Origin of the sequence: Pseudomonas frederiksbergensis, assembly GCF_003732705.1 — a bacterium.
In the GTDB taxonomy this organism is placed as follows: Bacteria; Pseudomonadota; Gammaproteobacteria; order Pseudomonadales; family Pseudomonadaceae; genus Aquipseudomonas; species Aquipseudomonas frederiksbergensis_F.
Genome location: NZ_MOBR01000007.1, coordinates 127104 through 148630 on the forward strand (window position 1 = coordinate 127104; position 21527 = coordinate 148630).

18 protein-coding genes and 1 pseudogene are annotated in these 21527 nt (G+C 61.4%); 11 read left to right on the plus strand and 8 right to left on the minus strand.

Annotated elements, in window-relative coordinates:
* The first annotated feature begins 137 nt into the window (after nucleotides 1-137).
* Nucleotides 138-1607 (plus strand): ATP-binding protein, encoded by a 1470-nt coding sequence (locus BK667_RS08385; RefSeq protein ID WP_123597319.1) that lies wholly within the window; start codon nucleotides 138-140, stop codon nucleotides 1605-1607.
* Here the strand turns inward: BK667_RS08385 and BK667_RS08390 are convergent.
* Nucleotides 1572-4409, minus strand: coding sequence for an ATP-binding protein (locus tag BK667_RS08390; RefSeq protein WP_123597320.1), 2838 nt, complete (start codon nucleotides 4407-4409; stop codon nucleotides 1572-1574). The genes BK667_RS08385 and BK667_RS08390 overlap by 36 nt on opposite strands.
* 320 nt (nucleotides 4410-4729) lie before the next feature.
* Here BK667_RS08390 and BK667_RS08395 point away from each other — a divergent pair, with 320 nt between their 5' ends.
* Both BK667_RS08395 and BK667_RS08400 read left to right on the plus strand, forming a co-directional pair.
* Nucleotides 4730-5305 (plus strand): flavodoxin family protein, encoded by a 576-nt coding sequence (locus BK667_RS08395; protein ID WP_123513839.1) that lies wholly within the window; start codon nucleotides 4730-4732, stop codon nucleotides 5303-5305.
* A gap of 28 nt (nucleotides 5306-5333) precedes the next feature.
* The gene (locus BK667_RS08400; protein WP_123513837.1) at nucleotides 5334-6158 is read left to right on the plus strand and encodes an alpha/beta fold hydrolase; all 825 of its coding nucleotides are present in this window, start codon (nucleotides 5334-5336) and stop codon (nucleotides 6156-6158) included.
* A 364-nt stretch (nucleotides 6159-6522) separates the two neighbouring features.
* Here the strand turns inward: BK667_RS08400 and BK667_RS08410 are convergent, their stop codons facing one another.
* Nucleotides 6523-6984, minus strand: coding sequence for a helix-turn-helix domain-containing protein (locus tag BK667_RS08410; RefSeq protein WP_123597321.1), 462 nt, complete (start codon nucleotides 6982-6984; stop codon nucleotides 6523-6525).
* A 278-nt stretch (nucleotides 6985-7262) separates the two neighbouring features.
* Here BK667_RS08410 and BK667_RS08415 point away from each other — a divergent pair, with 278 nt between their 5' ends.
* On the plus strand, nucleotides 7263-8246 hold the full coding sequence (locus tag BK667_RS08415; RefSeq protein ID WP_123597409.1) for an MBL fold metallo-hydrolase: 984 nt from the start codon (nucleotides 7263-7265) through the stop codon (nucleotides 8244-8246).
* Between the two features lie 206 nt (nucleotides 8247-8452).
* On the plus strand, nucleotides 8453-9376 hold the full coding sequence (locus tag BK667_RS08425) for a LysR family transcriptional regulator (protein ID WP_123597323.1): 924 nt from the start codon (nucleotides 8453-8455) through the stop codon (nucleotides 9374-9376).
* Nucleotides 9377-9914: 538 nt separating this feature from the next.
* Here the strand turns inward: BK667_RS08425 and trxA are convergent.
* On the minus strand, nucleotides 9915-10247 hold the full coding sequence (gene trxA, locus BK667_RS08435; protein WP_123597324.1) for a thioredoxin: 333 nt from the start codon (nucleotides 10245-10247) through the stop codon (nucleotides 9915-9917).
* A gap of 235 nt (nucleotides 10248-10482) precedes the next feature.
* Between trxA and BK667_RS08440 the strand changes: the two genes are divergently transcribed.
* The 4 genes from BK667_RS08440 (at nucleotide 10483) to ycaC (ending at nucleotide 14040) form a co-directional block, all read left to right on the plus strand.
* Nucleotides 10483-10899: a DoxX family protein gene (locus BK667_RS08440; RefSeq protein ID WP_123513850.1), complete on the plus strand. Its 417-nt coding sequence runs from the start codon at nucleotides 10483-10485 to the stop codon at nucleotides 10897-10899.
* Nucleotides 10892-11506, plus strand: a complete 615-nt coding sequence (locus tag BK667_RS08445) for an antibiotic biosynthesis monooxygenase (protein ID WP_123597325.1) — start codon at nucleotides 10892-10894, stop codon at nucleotides 11504-11506. The genes BK667_RS08440 and BK667_RS08445 overlap by 8 nt, the downstream gene beginning before the upstream one ends.
* Nucleotides 11506-13344 carry an amidohydrolase gene (locus tag BK667_RS08450; RefSeq protein ID WP_123513829.1) on the plus strand — a complete coding sequence of 613 codons (1839 nt, stop codon included), beginning with the start codon at nucleotides 11506-11508 and terminating at the stop codon, nucleotides 13342-13344. Before BK667_RS08445 ends, BK667_RS08450 begins: the two co-directional genes overlap by 1 nt.
* 69 nt (nucleotides 13345-13413) lie before the next feature.
* On the plus strand, nucleotides 13414-14040 hold the full coding sequence (gene ycaC, locus BK667_RS08455) for an isochorismate family cysteine hydrolase YcaC (protein WP_123513827.1): 627 nt from the start codon (nucleotides 13414-13416) through the stop codon (nucleotides 14038-14040).
* Nucleotides 14041-14268: 228 nt separating this feature from the next.
* Here ycaC and BK667_RS08460 read toward each other — a convergent pair whose 3' ends face one another.
* Both BK667_RS08460 and BK667_RS08465 read right to left on the minus strand, forming a co-directional pair.
* A complete protein-coding gene (locus BK667_RS08460; protein ID WP_123597326.1) occupies nucleotides 14269-15696 on the minus strand; it encodes a mechanosensitive ion channel family protein in 1428 nt (475 codons plus the stop codon).
* Between the two features lie 160 nt (nucleotides 15697-15856).
* Nucleotides 15857-16876, minus strand: coding sequence for an alpha/beta hydrolase (locus BK667_RS08465; protein WP_123597327.1), 1020 nt, complete (start codon nucleotides 16874-16876; stop codon nucleotides 15857-15859).
* Between the two features lie 128 nt (nucleotides 16877-17004).
* Between BK667_RS08465 and BK667_RS08470 the strand changes: the two genes are divergently transcribed.
* Nucleotides 17005-17901 (plus strand): LysR family transcriptional regulator, encoded by an 897-nt coding sequence (locus BK667_RS08470; protein ID WP_123597328.1) that lies wholly within the window; start codon nucleotides 17005-17007, stop codon nucleotides 17899-17901.
* A gap of 386 nt (nucleotides 17902-18287) precedes the next feature.
* Here the strand turns inward: BK667_RS08470 and BK667_RS33820 are convergent.
* From BK667_RS33820 to gspG, 3 genes and pseudogenes are all read right to left on the minus strand, one after another.
* Nucleotides 18288-18884, minus strand: a pseudogene (locus BK667_RS33820) (hypothetical protein); the annotation flags it as partial.
* A 138-nt stretch (nucleotides 18885-19022) separates the two neighbouring features.
* The gene (locus BK667_RS08485; RefSeq protein ID WP_123597330.1) at nucleotides 19023-20210 is read right to left on the minus strand and encodes a type II secretion system F family protein; all 1188 of its coding nucleotides are present in this window, start codon (nucleotides 20208-20210) and stop codon (nucleotides 19023-19025) included.
* Nucleotides 20211-20224: 14 nt separating this feature from the next.
* Nucleotides 20225-20659 (minus strand): type II secretion system major pseudopilin GspG, encoded by a 435-nt coding sequence (gene gspG / locus BK667_RS08490; RefSeq protein WP_123513817.1) that lies wholly within the window; start codon nucleotides 20657-20659, stop codon nucleotides 20225-20227.
* Between the two features lie 197 nt (nucleotides 20660-20856).
* Here gspG and BK667_RS08495 point away from each other — a divergent pair, with 197 nt between their 5' ends.
* Nucleotides 20857-21465: a lytic transglycosylase domain-containing protein gene (locus BK667_RS08495; protein WP_123513815.1), complete on the plus strand. Its 609-nt coding sequence runs from the start codon at nucleotides 20857-20859 to the stop codon at nucleotides 21463-21465.
* Nucleotides 21466-21527: the final 62 nt, after the last annotated feature.

Consider the following 21527-nt stretch of genomic DNA (forward strand, 5'->3'; position numbering starts at 1 on the left):
CGGTCGTTGTACGGTCATCGATGCCTGCCAAGATAGCCGTGAATGTTTTGCAATGGAGGTGCGGGAGCCTGGATGGACGTGCGCAACGGATTTTTCATTACCTTGAGCCCGGCCAGGTCTTCAGCACGTGAACGTGCATGAACAGCCTCAGAGAGTTAACCCGCGATGCGGTGCTGCGGTTCGGCCCCTACGCGTTCCATCCCGGCCAACGGCTGATCCTTGAAGGTGATCGGCCGCTGCGCATGGGCGGGCGGGCGCTGGACATTTTGCAGGTGCTGGTCGAGCGTGCCGGCGATGTGGTCAGTAAGGACGAATTGATCGCCCGGGTCTGGCCGACATCGGTAGTCGAAGATATCAACCTGCGGGTGCATATCGCTGCCTTGCGTCGGGCCCTGTGCGATGGGCAGAACGGTGAGCGCTACATCGTCAACATTCCCCAGCGCGGCTACAGCTTCATCGCCCCGGTGCAGCGCACGTTGGAGGACACATCGGTGTTCATCGATTGCGTGCACTCGCCCCAACACAATCTGCCCGCGCGACTGACGCCGGTCACCGGTCGCGACTCAATCGTTGGAAGCATCGTGCGCCAGTTACCGGTTCGACGGTTCATGACCCTGGTCGGGCCGGCCGGAGTCGGCAAGACCACCGTGGCGTTGCGCGTGGCCGAGTTGCTGTTGCAGCACTACCGCGATGGGGTGTGGTTGATTGACCTGGCGAGCATCAACGATCCATCGCAAGTGGTCGATCACCTGGCCAATACCCTTCAATTCGACACGGACCTGACCTCACGGCATGCCTTGTTGGTCCTCGACAACTGCGAGCATGTGCTCGAACGCTGTCGCACCCTGGTGGACGACTGGCTGGCCAGCGCGCCACGTCTGTCGATCCTGGCCACCAGCCGTGAGCCGCTGCTGGCCCTGGACGAAACCGTGCTGCGCCTGCCACCCCTGACGGTGCCGCCGGCCTCGGCGTTGTACAGCGTGGCCGAAGCCATGGGCTATCCGGCGGTGCAGCTGTTTGTCAGTCGCGCCCGCGCGCGCCAGCAAGGTTTCAGCCTGCGCGAACAAGACCTCAAAGCCGTGCGCGACATCTGTCGGCGCCTCGACGGTTTGCCCCTGGCCATCGAACTGGCGGCGGCGCAAATCGATGCCTTGGCGCTGGTGGGGCTGCAAGCGCAACTGGACAACTGCTTCCAGTTGCTGACCCAAGGCCGACGCACTGCGGTGCCGCGCCACCAGACCCTCGAAGCCGCGCTGGATTGGAGCTACGAACGCCTGAGCCCGCTGGAGCAAATGGTGTTACAGCATCTGGCGGTGTTCAAAATGGCCTTCACCCTGGATGCGGCGATTGGCGTGATCAGTTGCGCGGTGCTGCCGCCCATGCACCTGTTGGCGATGGTCGAACGGCTGGCGCGCAAATCGCTGCTGTCCGTCGAGCAGGTCAACGGCACACCGCGTTATCGCTTCCTCAACACCACGCGCGCCTATGCCCTGGAGAAACTCGAAAGCAGCGGCCATCTGCGCGCCCTGGAGCTGAGCCACGCCCAGTACAACAGCCGTGCGCGCTGGATCTCAGGCGTGCAATTGCCCGCTGAGCTCATCGAGTAAACGCCGGACTTTCAGCAGGTCCGGCGTCGCAAACCCTTCCATGAACCGCCCATAGACCGGCGCCAGCAACTCATAAGCCCGCCGCACCTGCCCCTGACCCTGCCAAAGCCGCGCCAGCGAAGTCGCACTGCGCAACTCCCAAGCCAACGCCCCTTGCTCCCGCGCCACCGTCAACGCCCTCAACAACACCGCTTCCCCCCTGTGGGAGCGAGCCTGCTCGCGAAGACGCCCATCCAGACAACCCACCTCCAGCAAACTCTCCTCGGCCAATAAAGCCTCCCCCCGAACCCGAAGAATCTCCGCCGCACTCCAGCCCGCCGCACCGCTCTCGGCACGCTCCAGCAACCCTTCATCAACAAAGCCACCGTCCAGCGTCACCATGATCTCTTTCACCAACCCGACACCCGGCTGCGAAGGTCCCTCGACGCCATCGATCACCTGCGCGTACTGCCGGGCCCAGTTGTAAAACAGCAACACCGAATGCTTCTGCGCTTGCTCCAGCAACAGCCGCACCAGATCGCGGGCGGTGGCGAGGTCGCCGTTGTACTGGGCAATCAGGCAACCGGACAACGCCAGGGTGTAGCAGATGGACGTGCCGTGGTTGATCTGCATCGCGATATCCAGCGCCTGGCGAGCGGTGCGCCAGGCTTGTTCCGGCTGGCCTTGCAACCAGAGGATTCGCGCCAGAATGGTCAACGACGCGACGCTCTGGTCGTACTGCACGCCAAAGCCGCGGGTGAACCGGTTGAGATGGCCGCTCTGGGCCATGCGCTGGATGACCTGTTCGGCATCTTCCCGCGCCTGTTGCTGATTCCCGCAAAAGTGCAGGGCCAGGACGCGCAGACGATGAGCGCTCAGCGCCAGCACCGCGTCGCCGTGCTGCCCCAGTCGGTCGAATTGTCGGGTTTGCTCCAGGGCCATTTGATAGTTGCCGCTACAGAGATTGACCGCCATGTGCCCGGACACCGCCCGCAACTGACCGGCGACATCGTCGCAGCGTTCGGCCAGGGTCCTGGCGCTGACGAAGGCGTCGACGGTTTCGGCGGTGCCACCCTGAGCGTGGTAGCAAGAACTGCCCAGCGCAAGCTTGAGGGACATGGTCAGGCGAGGGCAGGGCTGCGGGGTGGCCGCCAACAACGCCAGGGCCCGGCGCACATAAATCCCGTGCTCCTTGAGCAATGACAGCTCCTGCCACAGCGGTGTCGAGGTGGCGGCCAAACGAATGGCCAGCGCCTGCGGTCCGTTGGCATGCAAGCCCCATTCGAGGGCGACGCGTATGTCTTCCAGGCCCCGGGCATAACGCTCGATCCATAGATGCGTCGGGGTTTGTTCCCAGTCGTTCTGCGCCTGATGCATCAACGCCAGACAGCGCTCGGCATGGCGTTGCCGGGTGTCCGACAGTTCGCCAGCCAGGTGAAGTTTTTCCAGGGCATAGCCGCGGGTGGTATCGAGCAGGCGATAGAACACCTCTTCGTCGCCGACTTCCACGTTCAGCAGCGACTTGGCCACCAGTTGCGTGATCGAGGCAAATACCACGCTCGGCGCGATGTGTTCGCCGACGATCACCGCCGCCGCGGATTCCAGGGTGAAACTGCCGCGGAATATGCCCAAGCGGCGCAGGCAGGTTTGCTCGCAGGCACTGAGCAGTTCGAAGCTCCAGTCCAGGGTCGCGCGCAGGGTTTGATGACGGCCCAACGTTGCTTGGCTGCCTTGGGTCAGCAGGCGAAAACTGCCTTGCAGTTGCGTGTGCAAAGCACAGATGCCGAGGTCGGCGACTTGCGCTGCCGCCAGTTCGATGGCTAGCGGAATGCCGTCCAGACGCTGACAGATTTCAATCGCCAGGGGCAGCTCTGCATCGCTCAGTTCAAAACTGTCGTGGCTGGCCATCGCCCGCTCGACGAACAATTGCAGCGCGGAAAAACTCAGGGCCTGGGTACGGTCGAGCACGGCAATGGGCGGCGGGCAGTCCAGGGATTCCAGGCGTTGCACGAACTCGCCTTCGGCCCGCAGGCTCTCGCGGCTGGTGGCCAGGATATGCACCTGGGGCGCACCACGCAGGATGCTTTCGCAGAGCAGTGCAACCGTGTCGAGCAGGTGTTCGCAATTGTCGATCACCAACAGCATCTGGCGCTCGCGCAGGAAGGCGGCCAGGCCGTTCATCGGCTCGTCATCGTGCAAGGCCAGGTCCAGCAGCGTCGCCAGGTGCGCGGTGATCATCCCTGGATCATTGATCGGCGCCAGGTCCAGCAACCGAATGCCGTCGCGGTAATGACCGATCAATTGTTCGGCCACCCGCAGGGCCACGGTGGTCTTGCCGATGCCGCCAGGGCCGACCAGGGTGATGAAACGCTGGCGGGCCAGGTGCGTCACCACGCTGTCCACCAAATGCTGGCGCCCGATCATGCGGGTGCGCCGTACCGGCAGGTTATGCCGACGGGGTTCGTGAACCGTGTTGTCGGGATGCGCCCCGGCGGCCTCCCGGGAGAACGGCGCGACAAAACTGTAACCGCGCTGCGCCACGGTGATGATGTAGCGCTGGCCCGCCTGACCGTCGCCCAGTGCCTTGCGCAGCGCGGCCATGTGCACCCGCAGGTTGATGTCTTCGACGACACTTTTTGGCCACACCCGCGCAATCAATTGCTGTTTGCTGACCACGTTCCCGGCGTGTTCCAACAGGATCAACAGAATGTCCATGGCGCGCCGGCCCAGGCGCAAAGGCTGGTCGCCTTCCAGGATCAGACGTTGTCCGGGATAAATCCGGTAGGGGCCGAAAAGCACGGCCTGTTCGGGGGAAAGGGTCAAGGTGTCGCTCCTGCTTGCATCCGTCTAGTTCGCGGTTTTCCGAGCATATTCCTCAGGATTGCGGGTCAGCGCAACGAGGGCTCGACTGACTGTCAGGTGTTCACCGCGACTGTGGCGTTCCCGGTGTCGGTCGCCGCTGCGTAATGATTGAGCGCAAGTGTGACAAAAAGCGCTACGGGGCACTGAGCGCAGTTTTGAAAATTAACAACGTTTAACTCGTCGAGAGTCTGGTCTACGCCCAAAACTCTGGGGCTTCAAGTCCAACGAAGACCTTTGTCTTCGCGCTGTAAAAGGAATGGACACTTCTGGAGGATGCCGGAATGAGCGATGTGGTGGTGGTCTATCACAGTGGCTACGGGCACACCCGGGTCATGGCCGAAGCCGTGGCGATGGGCGTGGAACGGCACTTGGGCAGCACCTGTCGGCTGATTGCGGTGGAGGACGTGGACACCCAGTGGGAGCACCTGCACCGGGCCGACGCGATCATCTTCGGCGCCCCGACTTACATGGGCAGCGCCTCGGCGTCCTTCAAGCAATTCATGGAAGCCACCTCCGCGTTCTATCTCGCCCAGCCCTGGCGCGACAAGCTCGCCGCCGGGTTCACCAATTCCGGTTGCCTGTGCGGCGACAAACTCAACACCTTGCTGCAAATGGCCGTGTTCGCCGCCCAGCATTCGATGATCTGGGTCGGCCTCGACCTGTTGCCGGCGCGCAGCAGCACCGGCCTGTTCGATGGCCAACTCAATCGGCTCGGCAGTTCCCTCGGTGCCATGGCCCAGTCGAACGTTGAACAGTCCCCCGACGACGCGCCACCGCCCGAAGATCGCTGCACCGCTGCGCACCTGGGTGAGCGGGTCGCGCGTCTGGCCGAACGTCTGCATCACACACCGATTTGAAACATCACCCCAAAAAGGAGCACGCCACATGAGCACTTTCACCACCCGAGACGGCACCGAGATTTACTACAAGGACTGGGGCACCGGGCAACCCATCGTCTTCAGTCATGGCTGGCCGCTGAACGCCGACAGCTGGGAAGCGCAGATGATCTTCCTCGCCTCCAAAGGCTACCGGGTCATCGCCCACGACCGTCGTGGTCATGGCCGTTCCAGCCAGCCGTGGTCGGGCAACGACATGGACACCTACGCTGATGACCTGGCGCAATTGATCGAGTTGCTGGACCTGAAAGATGCCGTGCTGTTCGGCTTCTCCACCGGCGGCGGCGAAGTGGCGCGTTACATCGGTCGTCACGGCACTGGCCGTGTTGCGAAAGCCGGGCTGATTTCCTCGGTGCCGCCGCTGATGCTCAAGACCGAAGCCAACCCCGGTGGCCTGCCACTGGAAGTGTTTGACGGCATTCGCCAGGCCTCGCTGGTGGACCGTTCGCAGCTGTACAAAGACCTCGCCGCCGGCCCGTTCTTCGGCTTCAACAAACCGGACGCCAAACCGTCCCAGGGCATGATCGACTGGTTCTGGCTGCAAGGCATGACCTCCGGCCACAAAAACGCCTATGACTGCATCAAGGCATTCTCGGAAACCGACTTCACCGAGGATTTGAAGAAGTTCGACGTGCCGACGCTAGTGGTGCATGGCGATGCGGATCAGGTAGTGCCGATTGAAGCAGCGGGGATCGCTTCGGCCCGACTGGTGAAGGGCTCGACGCTGAAGGTCTATCCGGGCGCCCCCCATGGCCTGACGGATACCCATAAGGATCAGCTCAACGAAGACCTGTTGGCGTTCCTCAAAGCCTGATCAGAATCACATAACCAAAACTGTGGGAGCGAGCCTGCTCGCGAAAGCGGTGGTTCAGCCAACATCACACTGACTGATCCGCCGCCTTCGCGAGCAGGCTCGCTCCCACAGGGGGATTGTGTTGTTCAGATGCCTGGCATTATCAACCCGCTTCCACATGGGATTGAGCGCGCAACATGGATCTGCTGGTGTTTTTGAAGAGCTGATTAACACCGAAAAACCTGTGGGAGCGGGCTTGCTCGCGAAAGCGGACTGTCAGTCAACCAAGGTGTTGAATGTGACGCCGCCTTCGCGAGCAAGCCCGCTCCCACAAGGAATCGCGGTGTTCAGATGCCTGGCATTGCCAACCTGCCTCCGCAGGGATTTACGGGTGTGCACATAACCCGGTAGGCGCTGCGCAAGGCTGCGATCTTTTGCTGTTGAATGGCACGGCGCGAACCACCTTACACCGCCACGCAAACGGCGTAATCCCTTCGCTGCGGGTGAAGATATGGCAGAAATGCGCCTGGTCGCAGAAACCACATTCCAGGCTAATCTGCGTCAGGGTCTGGTCGGTGTCCTGGATCAGTTGCTTGGCTTTCGCTATCCGCTGGCAACGAATCCAGTCCTGTGGCGACAACCCGGTGCTGCACTTGAACGCCCGGGAGAAATGACTGCGGGACAGGGCGCAGGCCCGGGCCAGTTCGGTCACTTCCAAGGTGTCGCTCAGACCTTCGAGGATCAGTTGCTTGACCAGGTTTTCGCGCCAGGGGGCGAGGCCACCGGTAGTGGTTTTTTGCACTGGCGTGGCGGACGCCCTGACGGCGTGGAACTGAACGTGGGCCATGACAAATATCCGTGTCGGTGGGAATGCGCGGGCGCACAGCACGGTGGGTCAGCACCTTCCCTTTTGAAGAAAACAGGTCTGCGCAGAGGGTTTCATTCTTGGGCGCGAGGGGCTGGCAGGCGAGTTAAACGTTGTTAATTCCGCGCCCGGTTCGTGGCGAAGAAACCGCGCTAACTCAGCACATCGCTGCAATCGGGCGGTACCGGGAGCGGTGCAAGATGGGTTACGTATGGCGGACCTTGGCGGGCCGCTTTCTTCAGGACATCAAAGGTGAAGGCATGAAGCATTCTCTGGTTTGCACTCTCGGGCTGGCGGTTGCGCTGGCCTCCGGTATTACCCGGGCGGCGGCACCGGCACAGGTCGGCACGCAGGCGCCGGGCTACTTCCGCTTGGCGGTGGGCGATTACGAAGTCACGGCATTGTTTGATGGCTACAACGACCTGTCGCCAAAACTGCTCAAGGGCCTGACCCAGAGCCAGATCCGCGCGCTATTGGCCCGTCGTTCGATTGAAACGCCGGGCGTGCAAACCGCGTTCAACGCCTTTCTGGTCAACACCGGCAAACAACTGATCCTGGTGGACACCGGGGCAGGGCAGTGCATCGGCGCCACCGCCGGCATGCTCTCGGACAACATGAAAGCCGCCGGTTATCAGCCGGATCAGGTTGATACCGTCCTGCTCACTCACCTGCACCTCGACCATGTGTGTGGCCTGGTCGACGCCCAGCAAAAACCGGTCTTCGCCAATGCCACGGTCTACGCCGCCAAGGCCGAAGCAGCTTACTGGCTCGACCCGCAAGCCCTTGCCAAAGCCCCCGAAGGCGCCAGGCCGTATTTCAAAATTGCCCAGGATTCCACCGCGCCGTACGTCGCGGCTGGCCGCTTCAAAACCTTCGACGCCGGCCAGTCGCCAGTGCCGGGTGTCGAGGCCACACTGGAAGCCGGGCACACGCCGGGCAGCACCACCTACCGCTTCACCTCCGCAGGGCAGAGCATTCTGTTCATGGGCGATCTGGTGCATAACCTGGCGGTGCAATTCCTCCATCCTGAAGTGTCGATCGGGTTTGACGTCAACAGCCAGCAGGCGATCAAGAGCCGCAATCAGGTGTTCACCAATGCCGCGACCAGCAAGACCTGGGTCACCGCCGCGCACTTGCCGTTCCCCGGCATCGGCCACATCGCCGCCGAGGGCAAGCATTTTGAATGGGTGCCGGTCGAGTACGGCCCGTACAAACGAGCGGCGAAAGTGCCGTTGATCGAGTAAAGTCCCGGCACAGTGCTTAATGTCAGGAACAACTCAAACCTGTGGCGAGGGGGCTTGCCCCCGTTGGGCTGCGAAGCGGCCCCCATAATCTCCAGTACTGCTGAAATTTCTGCCAGTGCTGCGCAGTGGAACGGGGGCAAGCCCCCTCGCCACAGGGTTTTGCAGTGCCCGGCTGGCCTGGCTCAAAACACAAAGGACCCATGCTGATGAACCGAAACGATCTGCGCCGAGTGGACATGAACCTGCTGGTGATTTTCGAAGCCCTGATGTTCGAAAAGAACCTGACCCGGGTCGCCGAAAAACTCTTCATGGGCCAACCGGCGGTGAGTGCGGCGCTGGGGCGTTTGCGCGATCTGTTCGACGACCCGTTGTTGCTGCGCAACGGTCGTGGCATGGAACCGACGGCGCGGGCGCTAGCGATTCTCAAGGAACTGCAACCGGCGATGGATGTGATCTCCGGCGCAGTCAGCCGCGCCAAGGAATTCGAACCGGCCAGTAGCTGCGATGTGTTTCGTATCGGGTTATCGGACGATGCCGAGTTCGGTCTGTTTCCACCGTTGCTGAGTCAACTGCGGGAAGAAGCGCCGGGGATCATTGTCGTGGTGCGCCGGGCCAATTACCTGCTGATGCCGGCGCTGCTGGCGTCCGGGGAAATCTCCGTCGGCGTCAGCTACACCACCGACCTGCCGGCCAATGCCAAGCGCAAGAAACTGCGGGACATTCCCTGCAAGGTCCTGCGCGGGGACAAACGACCCGGCCCGCTGACCCTGGACGAATACTGCGAACGGCCCCATGCGATGGTGTCGTTCTCGGGCGATCTGAGCGGCAACATCGATCTCGACCTGGCCAAGATCGGCCGCAGCCGCCGCGTGGTTCTGGGCGTGCCGCAATTCAGCGGCTTGCGCGCACTGCTCGCTGGCACCGAAATGATCGCCACCGTCCCGGACTACGCTGCTTGCGCCCTGGTCGAAGGCTGCGCGCTGCGCGCCGAAGACCCACCATTCCCGATCGAAGCCGCGCAACTGTCCATGGCCTGGAGCGGCGTACACGACAACGACCCGGCGGAGAAATGGCTGCGCTCACGCATCAGCCAATTCATGTCCGAACCCCTCAACATCCCGACCGCGTAACCCCCACAGACCTGATCGTTCCCACGCTCCCGCGTGGGAATGCCTACACGGACGCTCTGCGTTCGGCTCTTGATGGGACGCGGAGCGTCCCGGACTGCATTCCCACGCAGAGCGTGGGAACGATCACTGACCCCCCTACCTGTAGGAGCGAAGCTTGCTCGCGAAGACGCAGTGTCAGTCACCATCAATATTGACTGACCCACCGCTATCGCGAGCAAGCTTTGCTCCTACAAAGTCTGTGATGGATCGTTCCCACGCTCCCGCGTGGGAATGCCTCAACGGACGCTCCGCGTTCGGCTCTTGATGGGACGCGGAGCGTCCCGGACTGCATTCCCACGCAGAGCGTGGGAACGATCACTGACCCCCTACCTGTAGGAGCAAAGCTTGCTCGCGAAGGCGGGGTAACAGTCAATATTGATGTCGACTGACACACCGCCTTCGCGAGCAAGCCCGCTCCCACAAGGGGCTCAGTGTTCAAGTTGTCTATCTATGCCAAGCCCGTTCGGTTGACGTAGAGTCTGGTGGTGCCTTTATCTTTTCAATCGTTTTGAATGTTGGCGTCGATTAATGCCGATAACCTGTTTTTTGGAGCGGCTCCAACCTGTTTCGCTACCAGTTCTCCATTTTTGATTACCAGTAGGGTGGGTACGTCGCGTATTCCAAAGCTGACACCGGTATTCGGGTTTTCATCTATGTTCATTTTGGCAATTAGCACACGCCCATAATATTCATCAGCCAGTTGCTCAATGCTAGGCGCGATCATTTTGCAGGGGGTACTCCACTCAGCCCAAAAATGAACGAGGACTGGTTTTGCGGATTTCAGAACGTCATTTTCAAACGACGCATCACTGACGTTTATAACATTGGTCATGGCGGACTCCTTTCAGTCGCGAAGTGGGTATCACATCTCCATCATTCCCCCCCTCTATTCACCCGCCAACTGTCAGATCTGACAGTCCTTTAGTCGATTTCGAAATAGATAATCCGTAATAGTCAGCTCTGTAAAAAGAGCACGTACATCCAATTTTCCTCGTCCCCACCCCGGCACTATCAGGTCAAGTGCCGGCGAAGCTATGCCGGTGATTTTTCAAGGGAGCGCACTGGCCATGAACGCATCGGGATGGGATGAACGGGCTCGGGACTTGGGGCTGCTGTTTCTGCGGGTCAGTGGCGGGTTGTTTCTGTTGTGGGTACACGGTTTGCCCAAGCTGCTGCACTACAGCACCGAAGTGCAGAACATCGAAGACCCGTTCCACCTCGGCGCCAATCTCACGTTGATCCTGGCGATTTTCGCCGAGGTGTTGTGCCCGCTGCTGATCGTCGCCGGGGTGCTGGTGCGTTTGGCGTGTTTGCCTATTCTGTTTCTGCTGCTGGTGGCGTTGGTGGTTGTGCATCCGCAATGGAGCCTGTTCGAAGGGCAGTTCGGCTGGCTGCTGTTGATTGTGTTCACCAGCATCCTTATCGCCGGGCCGGGACGGCTGGCGCTCAATGACCGATTCGCCGGAGTTCTGCGTTATGCCTGAGTCTTCCAACACCGCTGCAACCACGCGCCCGGGTTTCGATGAGATCGTGACCCTGATCATCAAGCACCGGGTCAAGGCCGGTTTCGAGGTGCCCTACGAAGCCTGGTTGCGCAACATTGTCACCATCGCCGGGCAGCAGGAAGGGCACTTGGGTGTGGACGTGATGCGCGGCAAAAATGCCGGCCTCGACATGTACACCTGCGTGCTGCGCTTCTGTTCCACCGACGCGATGCAACACTGGCTCGATTCGTCACAACGGCTCGAACTGGTCAACGAAGCCACGCCAATGCTGGCGGACGGCGATCAGACCGAGGTCAACCCGGTCAATGAATTCTGGTTCTCGCCAACGGTCGACGCTGCGTCGCCACCGCCGCCGCGCTGGAAGCAGGCCGTGGTGACGTTGCTGGTGATTTTGCCGCACACCCTGCTGGTGCCACTGCTCTGGGGGCCGCTGCTCAAGCTCAACCCCATCCTGTCCAATTACGTGGTTGCCACGTTCCTGATCACCGTGACCATCGTAGTGTCGGTGGTGTACCTGTTCATGCCCAGGGCGACCCGATTGTTCGCGCCCTGGTTGTCCCATTCCACACAGCCTAAGGAAACGTGATGAACGCCGATCTGATTCTGTTCAATGGCCAATTCCATACCGTTGACCGTGAAAACCCGCTGGCCAGCGCGGTGGCGATCAAGGACGGTCGCTTTGTCGCGGTCGGTAATGACGGCGAAGCCATGGCCCTGCGTGGCTCGGGCACCCAGGTCATCGACCTCAAGGGCCGCTGCGTCATTCCCGGCCTCAACGACTCGCACTTGCACCTGATCCGTGGCGGCCTGAACTACAACCTCGAACTGCGCTGGGAAGGCGTGCCGTCACTGGTCGATGCGTTGCGCATGCTCAAGGACCAGGCCGACCGCACACCCACCCCGCAATGGGTACGGGTGGTGGGTGGCTGGAACGAATTCCAGTTCGCCGAAAAACGCATGCCGACCCTGGAAGAACTCAACCAGGCCGCGCCGGACACACCGGTGTTCGTGCTGCACCTCTACGACCGCGCCTTGCTCAACCGCGCGGCACTGCGCGTGGCCGGTTACACCCGCGACACGCCGAACCCGCCGGGCGGCGAAATTGTCCGTGATGCCAACGGCAACCCGACCGGCATGCTGGTCGCACGCCCGAACGCGATGATCCTCTACTCGACGTTGGCCAAAGGGCCGAAGCTGCCGCTGGAATATCAGGTCAACTCGACCCGCCAGTTCATGCGCGAACTCAATCGCCTGGGCTTGACCAGCGCCATCGATGCCGGCGGTGGTTTCCAGAATTACCCGGATGATTATCAGGTGATCGAGCAGTTGGCCAAGGATGAGCAACTGACGATTCGCATCGCCTACAACCTGTTCACCCAGAAGCCGAAGGAAGAACTCAGCGACTTCAAGAACTGGACGTCGAGCGTGACCCTGCATCAGGGCGACGACTACCTGCGGCACAACGGCGCCGGCGAGATGCTGGTGTTCTCGGCGGCGGATTTCGAGGACTTCCTGGAGCCACGCCCGGACCTGCCGCAAACCATGGAAGCCGAGCTGGAACCGGTGGTTCGCCACTTGGTGGAACAGCGCTGGCCGTTCCGTCTGCACGCCACCTACAACGAATCCATCAGTCGCATGCTCGACGTGTTCGAGAAGGTCAACCGCGACATTCCGTTCAACGGTTTGCCATGGTTTTTCGACCACGCCGAAACCATCACCCCGCAGAACATCGAGCGGGTGAGGGCGCTGGGCGGGGGCATTGCGATCCAGGACCGGATGGCGTTCCAGGGCGAGTATTTCGTCGAGCGCTACGGTGCCAAAGCCGCCGAAGCCACGCCGCCGATCAAGCGTATGTTGGCCGAAGGCATACCGGTCGGCGCCGGCACCGACGCCACCCGGGTGTCCAGCTACAATCCATGGACTTCGCTGTACTGGATGGTCAGCGGCCGTACCGTCGGTGGTCTGGAGCTGCACGCTGAAGGCCTGTCGCGGCTGACCGCGCTGGAACTGTTCACCCACGGCAGTGCCTGGTTCTCGTCCGAACAGGGCAAGAAAGGCCAGATCAAGGTCGGACAATTGGCCGATGTCGCGGCCCTTAGCGCCGATTTTTTCAGCGTCGATGAAGAAGCGATCAAGTGGATCGAGTCGGTATTGACGGTGGTCGGCGGCAAGGTGGTGTACGCCGCCGGTGACTTCGAAAAACTCGGCCCGGCCAGCGTGCCGGTGCTGCCGGACTGGTCGCCGGTGGTGAAAGTCCCTGGCCATTGGCGCCCGACTTCGCCGATGCAGGCTCAGGTCCACCATTGCAGCGGGCCGTGCGGCGTTCACTCGCACAGCCACGAAAAGGCGCGTCTGTCGAATGCGCCGGTCAGCGATTTCGCGGGTTTCTGGGGCGCCTTTGGCTGCTCGTGTTTTGCGTTCTAACGCCCATAAAAAAGCGCCGGCCCAACGCGCCGGCGCCCTAAGCACCATCCATCTACCGAGGAGTTTCACATGAGCAACGTTCCGTACAAACGCCTGAACAAAGACGATGCCGTTGTGCTGTTGGTTGACCACCAGACCGGCCTGATCTCGTTGGTGCAGGATTTCTCGCCCAACGAATTCAAGAACAACGTGCTGGCCCTCGCGGACCTGGCCAAGTTCTTCAAACTGCCGACCATCCTCACCACCAGTTTCGAAAACGGCCCGAACGGCCCGATGGTGCCGGAGTTGAAAGAACTGTTCCCGGACGCGCCGTACATCCCGCGCCCAGGCCAGATCAATGCCTGGGACAACGAAGACTTCGTCAAAGCCGTCAAAGCCACTGGCCGTAAGCAACTGATCATTGCCGGTGTGGTGACTGACGTTTGCGTGACCTTCCCGACCTTGTCGGCCCTGGCTGAAGGCTTCGAAGTGTTTGTCGTCACCGACGCTTCGGGTACTTTCAACGAAACCGTGCAACAAGCTGCTTGGGCGCGCATGTCGGCGGCCGGTGCACAACTGGTGAACTGGTTCTCGGTGGCCTGCGAGCTGCAAGGCGATTGGCGCAACGATATGGAAGGCCTGGCGAACCTGCTGTCGCCGCGCATTCCGAACTATCGCAATCTGATGAACAGCTATTCGGTGTTGACTGCCAAATAAGTGTTTTTCTGTTAGAACGACCCCTCACCCCAACCCTCTCCCCAGAGGGGAGAGGGGGAAAGGGAGCCGACCGCATGTCGTTCAAAACCTGAGTTCGACTCGATTTTTCAGGTCGATGTAGCACGAAAGAACAACTCGGGTCAGCTCCCTCTCCCCTCTGGGGAGAGGGCTGGGGTGAGGGGGCGATCCAACTGCCTTACATAAAACCAGCCCCACCACAAAAAAACCTCACCGCTTCTGCAGCCACCCCAGAAATCCTCCTTTCTTGATCGGCACCGGCATGGCCATCAACGCCAACCGACTGTTCTGCTGCCGCACTGCCTGCAACTTGTTCAACGCCCGCCCAACCTCACCCCGCTGCGCCATGCAGTCGCGGGTCAGGGACTTGTCGATCCGGTAAATAATGCACGACGTCAGCGCCGTAAAGCAGGCCTGTGACGGTGTGTCGGTGAGGATGCTCTGTTCGCCCATGACTTCGCTCGGCCCCATGCGCCCGGCTTCGGTTTGCCCGGTACCGTCGGGTACGGTGGCGCTGACCACGCCAGTGGCGATCACGAACAGGCTGTCGGGCACTTCATTCAAATCCAGTACAACCTGACCTGCCGCGTACTGCTGCGGGACCATCGCTTGAGCCAGTCGATCACGTTCATCCTCGTCCAGGGAACGGAAGATTTTCACCTCGTCCAGCAGCGCTCGCGCCCGGGTCGAAGGCTCGATCACGCCATCCAGTTGCCGGGAAATCCCAGCCGCTTCCAGGTGCCGATGGGCCAGGTCGAAGAGTTGATTGCGCACTTCGCCTTTCTTGCCCAACTCGGCGATAAAACCGCTGGCCACGTATTCGGACATGGTTTCGCCGGCCTCTTTGAGTACCGCTTTCGGCGCCGGGTTGAGCAACAACGTGCTGCTGCCCTGAAGCGTACGATCCAGCGCATCCAGCACCCGACGCGGCCGAATATGGTTGGGCACTTGAATGCTGATCGACACCCCGTGCATGTTGTTCGGCCGGCTCAGGTTGACGATCTTCGCCTTGGCCGCCACCGAGTTTGGCACCACCGCCGTGGTGCCGGCGCTGGTGAGCAAATGTGTGGCGCGCCAGTCGATGTCCAGCACCTTGCCTTCCACGCCGTCGATCACCACGAAATCATCCACCTGATACGGCTTGGTGGTGTTGAGCACGATCCCGGAAAACACATCGCTCAAGGTGCTCTGCAACGCCAGGCCGACCACGATCGCCACTACGCCGGACGTCGCCAGCAAACCTTTGACTGGCAACTCCAGCACGTAACCGGCCGCCGCGACGATGGCCACCAGAAACACCAGTGCACCGATGACGTCCTGCAACAATCGCCCGCTATGACCGATGCGGCGCATCAGTACCAGGCCGATGACTTCGGTGAGCACCCGCGCGGCGTACAGCCACCAGACAATCCCCAACGCCGTGGCCCCCAGTTGCGCCACGCGGTCATCGGCAAACAGCGGCGCCTGCAACGGGCTGACACCCGCGTTGATGATCACCGCGCTGAACATCAGGAACAGCGCCAGGCGCAAACCGATGCGGGTGACGCGATGCTGCAGCGGGGCGAGATGCCAGAGCAGGGCGTCGATCACCAGCAGCAGGGCGCTCCAGGACAGGGGATGGTCGTAGATGAGGGACATGGGAGAACTCCGGGATGTTCATTTTTGTTGTCATGGGGAGATTGCTTTTTGTAGGAGCCAGGCTTGCCGGCGAAAGCGCCCTCAAGTACGCCTTCGCCGGCAAGCCTGGCTCCTACGAAAAGCCCCTCCTCACACGGATGTTGTGTGAGGAGGGCAGGACTCAGTTCAGATGCGTCTTCAGCTCCAACGCCGCCTGGCGCACCGCCGCTTTCACTTCAGGAATCTGACTCAGCGGATTGAGCAAGCCAAAGTCATGAATCATCCCGTTGTAACGCACCGCCGTCACCGGCACACCCGCCGCATCCAGATGACGGGCATACGCCTCGCCTTCGTCACGCAACACGTCGAACTCGGCGGTCTGCACCAGGGCTGCCGGCAAACCTTTAAGTTGTTCGGCACTGGCCTGCAACGGCGAGGCGTGAATCTGTGCGCGCTGACCGGCGTCTTTGGTGTAGTTGTCCCAGAACCAATTCATCATGCCCTTGGTCAAGAAATGCCCTTCGGCAAATTGCTGGTACGAGCCGGTATCGAACTGCGCGTTGGTCACCGGCCACATCAGCAACTGGAAGCGCAGCGCCGGGGTTTTCTGTTCCTTGGCCATCAACGCCACGACCGCCGCCATGTTGCCGCCGACGCTGTTGCCGGCCACCGCCAGGCGTTTGCCATCGACGCCGATCTCCTTGCCATGCTCAGCCACCCAACGGGTCGCGGCGTAAGCCTGGTTGATCGCGGTCGGGTACTGCGCTTCCGGCGATGGTGTGTAATCGACATACACTGCGACTGCGCTAGAGCCCACCACCAGGTCATGGATCAAACGTTGGTGAGTCGGGTAATCCCCCAGCACCCAGCCGCCCCCGTGGAAGAACATGAACACCGGCAACTCACCCTTGACCTTGGCCGGACGCACGATTTTCAGGTTGATGGTTTGCTCGCCGACCTTGATCGCACGGTCGCTGACGTCCACACCCGACAAGTCCACTTTCACCGAGTTTTGCGCACCGGTCAGCACCGCACGGGCGTCCTTGGGGCTCATTTGTTCGAGGGGTTTGCCACCGCCAGCGGCGAGGGCTTCGAGGAAGGCCTGGGTGGTGTGTTCGACGCCTGGGCTGCCTGCGGCGAACGCATTGCCAACGGCGAGGGCGAGGAGGGAAGCGGTCAGGGTCTTTTTAACGAGGTTCATGGCGTAAATCCTTTTTAATTGTGTATTGGGTGGTCTGGGCTTCATGAGCACCATGGACACAGATTAATGGGGTGCCAGAATCGGAAAAAGCGGCTATAAAGTGTTTGACTGTCAACCAGGGCGTGACAATGAACCCGTTCGAAGATATGCGTATTTTTTGCCAGGTCATGGACTCCGGCAGCTTCACCGCAGCGGCTGATCAACTGGGCCTGTCCAAGCAGTTCGTCAGCCGCCGATTGATGCAACTCGAAGAGCGCCTCGGCGTACGTTTGCTCAATCGCTCGACCCGGCGCCTGGACGTGACGCCGCTGGGCCAGAGTTATTACGAATCAGCCTTGCGCCTGCTCAGCGAAGTCGAGCAAGTGGAGCAGGGCATTGCCGGCCAGACCACCGAACCCCGCGGCACCATTCGCCTGAGCGCGCCGTTGTCGTTCGCACTCGCGCATTTGGGCTGTCTGCTGCCGGTGTTTTTGCAGCGTTATCGCGACGTCACGGTGGAAGTCGACCTCAGCGACCGTCCAGTGGATTTGCTCGGTGAGGGCTACGACCTGGCGCTGCGCATCGGCGTGCTGGAAGACTCGACCCTGATCGCCCGGCGTATCGCCTCGATCCAGCGGGTGTACTGCGCCAGCCCGGCCTACCTGGCCGAGCGCGGCACCCCGGCCAAACCCGAAGACCTGCTCAACCACGACTGTCTGCCTTACGGCCATGGGCGTCAGGTGCAGTGGCGATTTGACGGGCCGAGCAAGCCGCTGACCGTCAACGTGACCGGGCGGATGCGGGTGAATAACGGGGAATTGCTCAAGGATGCGGCGATTGCCGGGATGGGGATTACGTATTTGCCGACGTTTATTGTCGGCGCGGCGTTGAAGGACGGGCGTCTGGTGCCGGTGCTGGACGAGTATCGGCCAGAGCCGCTGACGTTGTCGGCGGTATACCCGCAGCATCGCCAAGGGTCGCGGCCGGTGCAGGCGTTTATCGAGTTTTTGCGTGAGCGGTTGAATCAGCGGGAGGGCACGTTATAACGCCGGACACCATCCCCCTGTGGGAGCGAGCTTGCTCGCGAAAGCGGCGGGTCAGTCAACATCTCTGCTCAATGACACACCGCCTTCGCGAGCAGGCTCGCTCCCACACTGTTTTGGCGCCGTACTCATTATTTGCGTACACCACCAACCCTTGTGGGAGCGAGCTTGCTCGCGAAAGCGGCGGGTCAGTCAACATCTCTGCTCAATGACCCACCGCTTTCGCGAGCAAGCCCGCTCCCACAGGGGATTTGTGTTGTTTGTTGTTAGTTCGCCCGTTTGTCATCCCCGGGTTCGCCGCCGACGTGAACGCCGTGGTCATCGGCTACTTGGCCGACAGCATGTACGCCACGGTTGTCGCCCAGTTCACCGGCACGATGGACGCCATGGTCATCGCCCAGTTCGCCCGCGCGATGTACGCCATGGTCATCGCCCAGTTCGCCGGCGCGATGCACGCCGCGGTCATCGCCCAGTTCACCGGCGCGATGCACGCCATGGTCATCGCCTAGTTCACCGGCGCGATGCACGCCATGGTCATCACCCACTTCGCCGGCGCGATGCACGCCATGATCATCCCCGCGCTCAGCATGGGTGCCGTTGCGTCCGGAGTTTGAGGCGTCTCCGGTATGCCCTGAGCCATGGTCGCTGCCGCTGTGGCCGCTGCTGTTTCCACCGTTGCCGCTGTTGCCGCCACCACCGTTGCCGCTGCTGCCACCGCCACCGTGACTGCCGCCATTGCCACCGCCACCACCCGAGCCACCGCCGCCGCCCGAACCGCCGCCGCCCGAACCGCCGCCACCAGAACCACCACCCCCACCACCGGAACCGCCGCCGCCCCCTCCACCAGAGCCGCCACCACCGCCGCCACTCCCACCGTCCTTGGCCTGTGCGCTCGATACACCGGACAGGCTGTCCGGAATCAGAACGGTGGACGCCGACAGAACTGCGCCGATCGCTATTGCCAGTAAAAGCTTGTTGATGTGCATGTCGTTCTCCGTCTTCTTATTCAGATTGGAACGTTGATGAACAATGCAACGTGCTGCCTCATTCAGTGGGTAAACACATCAACGTCCGAATTTATTCATTCGTAACGGCAATGACCGATGAAGTGCCGTTCCAGAGGGTCAGTGAATACTCGACGCCAGCTCGAAAATCGGCATGTACATCAGAATCACAATGACCCCGATCAGCAGGCCGATGAAGGTCATCAGCAGCGGTTCGAACAAGCGCACGAACCACTCGAGCCAGCGGCTGATTTCTTCGTCGTAGAAGTCGGCGCTGCGTTCCATCATTTGCCCGAGGTTGCCGGACTGCTCGCCTGCGCGCAGCAAGCGCAAGGACACTGGGGTCACCAAGTGGTTGAGTTCCAGCGCGGTCGATAACGACTGACCCTCGCGCACCCGTTCGCAGGCTTGGTCCAGGCGTGTGCGCGAAGCGACGGTGAGCAGGCCGCGGACCATGCCCATGGCAGTGACGAGGGGGATGCCGCCCTGCAACAGAATCCCCAGGGAGCGGTAGAACCGCGCCAGTTCGTACATGACGATCCGTTGATGCACCGCCGGGAGTTTTTCGATCAAGCGGTCCACGCCTCGACGAAAGGCCGGTTGGCGTTGGAGGAAGGTGAGGGCGACGATGATCGCTGCCAGCGCGCCGAAAAACTCAACCTGGTGCGTGTGGAGGAACATGCCGCTGCTCATCAGGATCTGCGACATCCACGGCAGGTTCGAGCCCAGGCCTTCGAACACCAGGCTGAAGCGCGGCACTACGTAGCCCATCAGAAACAACACCACGCCGCCGCCGACAATCAGCAACAGCATCGGGTAGATCGAGGCGCTGATGATCTTCTGTCGAACCTCGTCCATGCGCTGGCGATAGCTGACGTAACGCCCGAGAGCCTCACCCACCGCACCGGTCTTTTCGCTGGACTGCACCAGCGCCACATAGAGCGGCGGGAACACCGCCGACAACTGGCCCAGCGCCTGGGAGAACGATTTGCCCTCATACAGCAGGCGCACCAGTTCGCTCAGGGTTTTGCGGGCCTGGGGCGCGGTTTCTTTTTCCGCCAGGCTTTCCAGCGCATCGATCAGCGGCAGGCCGGCATTCAGCAAGGTGGTCAGCTCCTGGCTGAACAGCACCAGGTTGAACGTCTCGCGCTGGCGCAGGCGCAGGGCCCGCCAGTGCCGTTCGGCTTGCAGGCTGACCACGCGCAAGCCCTGGTCTTCGACGATGCGTCGGGCTTCGCTGTGGCCGGGGGCTTCGACGGTCATCGACACCACACCAGCCTTGCCGACAGCCTTGAGATGAAAGCGCATGGGCGTCGCTCCGGTCATTGCCAGTTAGTGACTTCAGCGTTTTCGCCTTCGCCGCCGGGTTGCCCGTCCTTGCCCATCGACAGCAAGTCGTACTCGCTGTTTTCGCCGGGGTAGCGGTAGGTGTAGGCGCGACCCCATGGGTCCATCGGCAGTTTTTTTTGCAAGTAAGGACCGGTCCAGCGGGTTTCATCGCTGGGCGCGGTGACCAGTGCCTGCAAACCCTGCTCGGTGGACGGGTAGTGGCCGACCTCCAACCGGTACAGATCCAGTGCCTTGCTCAGGCCTTCGATCTGCGCCTTGGCGACCTTCACTTCCGAGCGCCCGAGTTGGGCGAAATACTTCGGCGCGACGATGCCGGCCAACAACCCCAGCACCACCAACACCACTAACAGTTCGAGCAAAGTGAACCCGCTTTGGGCGCGCGGGGCGGAACACGGACGCTGATTCATGATGACCTCAATCCAGTGGGCAGCAGGGTTGCTATCAAGGCTTATGCAATTGCCATGCTCACGTTTTGAGATACCGCTGAACCCCTTGTGATCCGGGACTTTGCGCCGACGGCACAGTGCTTGCGTATGGCTGATTGACTACCGGCCATTGGGGCATAAGCCCCGTTTTTCGGGGCCGGCCAGGGGAGGTATGAAACATGAAAACTCTCACCGCAGGACTGCTCGGCACGCTGCTGCTGAGCGGCATCGCCCAGGCCGATGTCTTCGTTTCCATGGACACCAAGGGCAGCTACGTTTTGTCCAATGTCCACCGTCCCGGACGGCACTATGAACGGGTGATTCACGAGCCCGAAACCGCCCAGCTGAGCGTGGATCAGCAACCGCAGATGATCGCCAACCAGCCCTACGCCGCGCTGGTGTCGGCAGCGGCCACGGCCAATCAATTGCCCGCTGCGTTGCTGCACGCAGTGATCCGGGAGGAGTCGCGCTACAACGCCGAAGCGACGTCCGCCAAAGGCGCTGGCGGGCTGATGCAATTGATGCCCGACACCGCCCGGGAGCTGGGGGTGACCGACGTCTATGACCCCAAGGCCAACATCCAGGGCGGCGCCCGTTATCTCAAGCGTTTGATGACCTTGTTCGACAACGACATCAGCCTCGCCGTCGCGGCCTACAACGCAGGACCCCAAGCGGTGCTCAGCCGTGGCGGGGTGATCCCGCCATTCGCCGAAACCCAGCGCTATGTGCCCAGTGTCTTGCGCCAATACCGACGCTTGCAGGGCCTGGCCGTGGATGCGCCGTTGTGATCGACGGACGTGGGGCACGTTGCCCCAAATGTGGGGCAAACCGGGTATGCCCGGAATGTGGG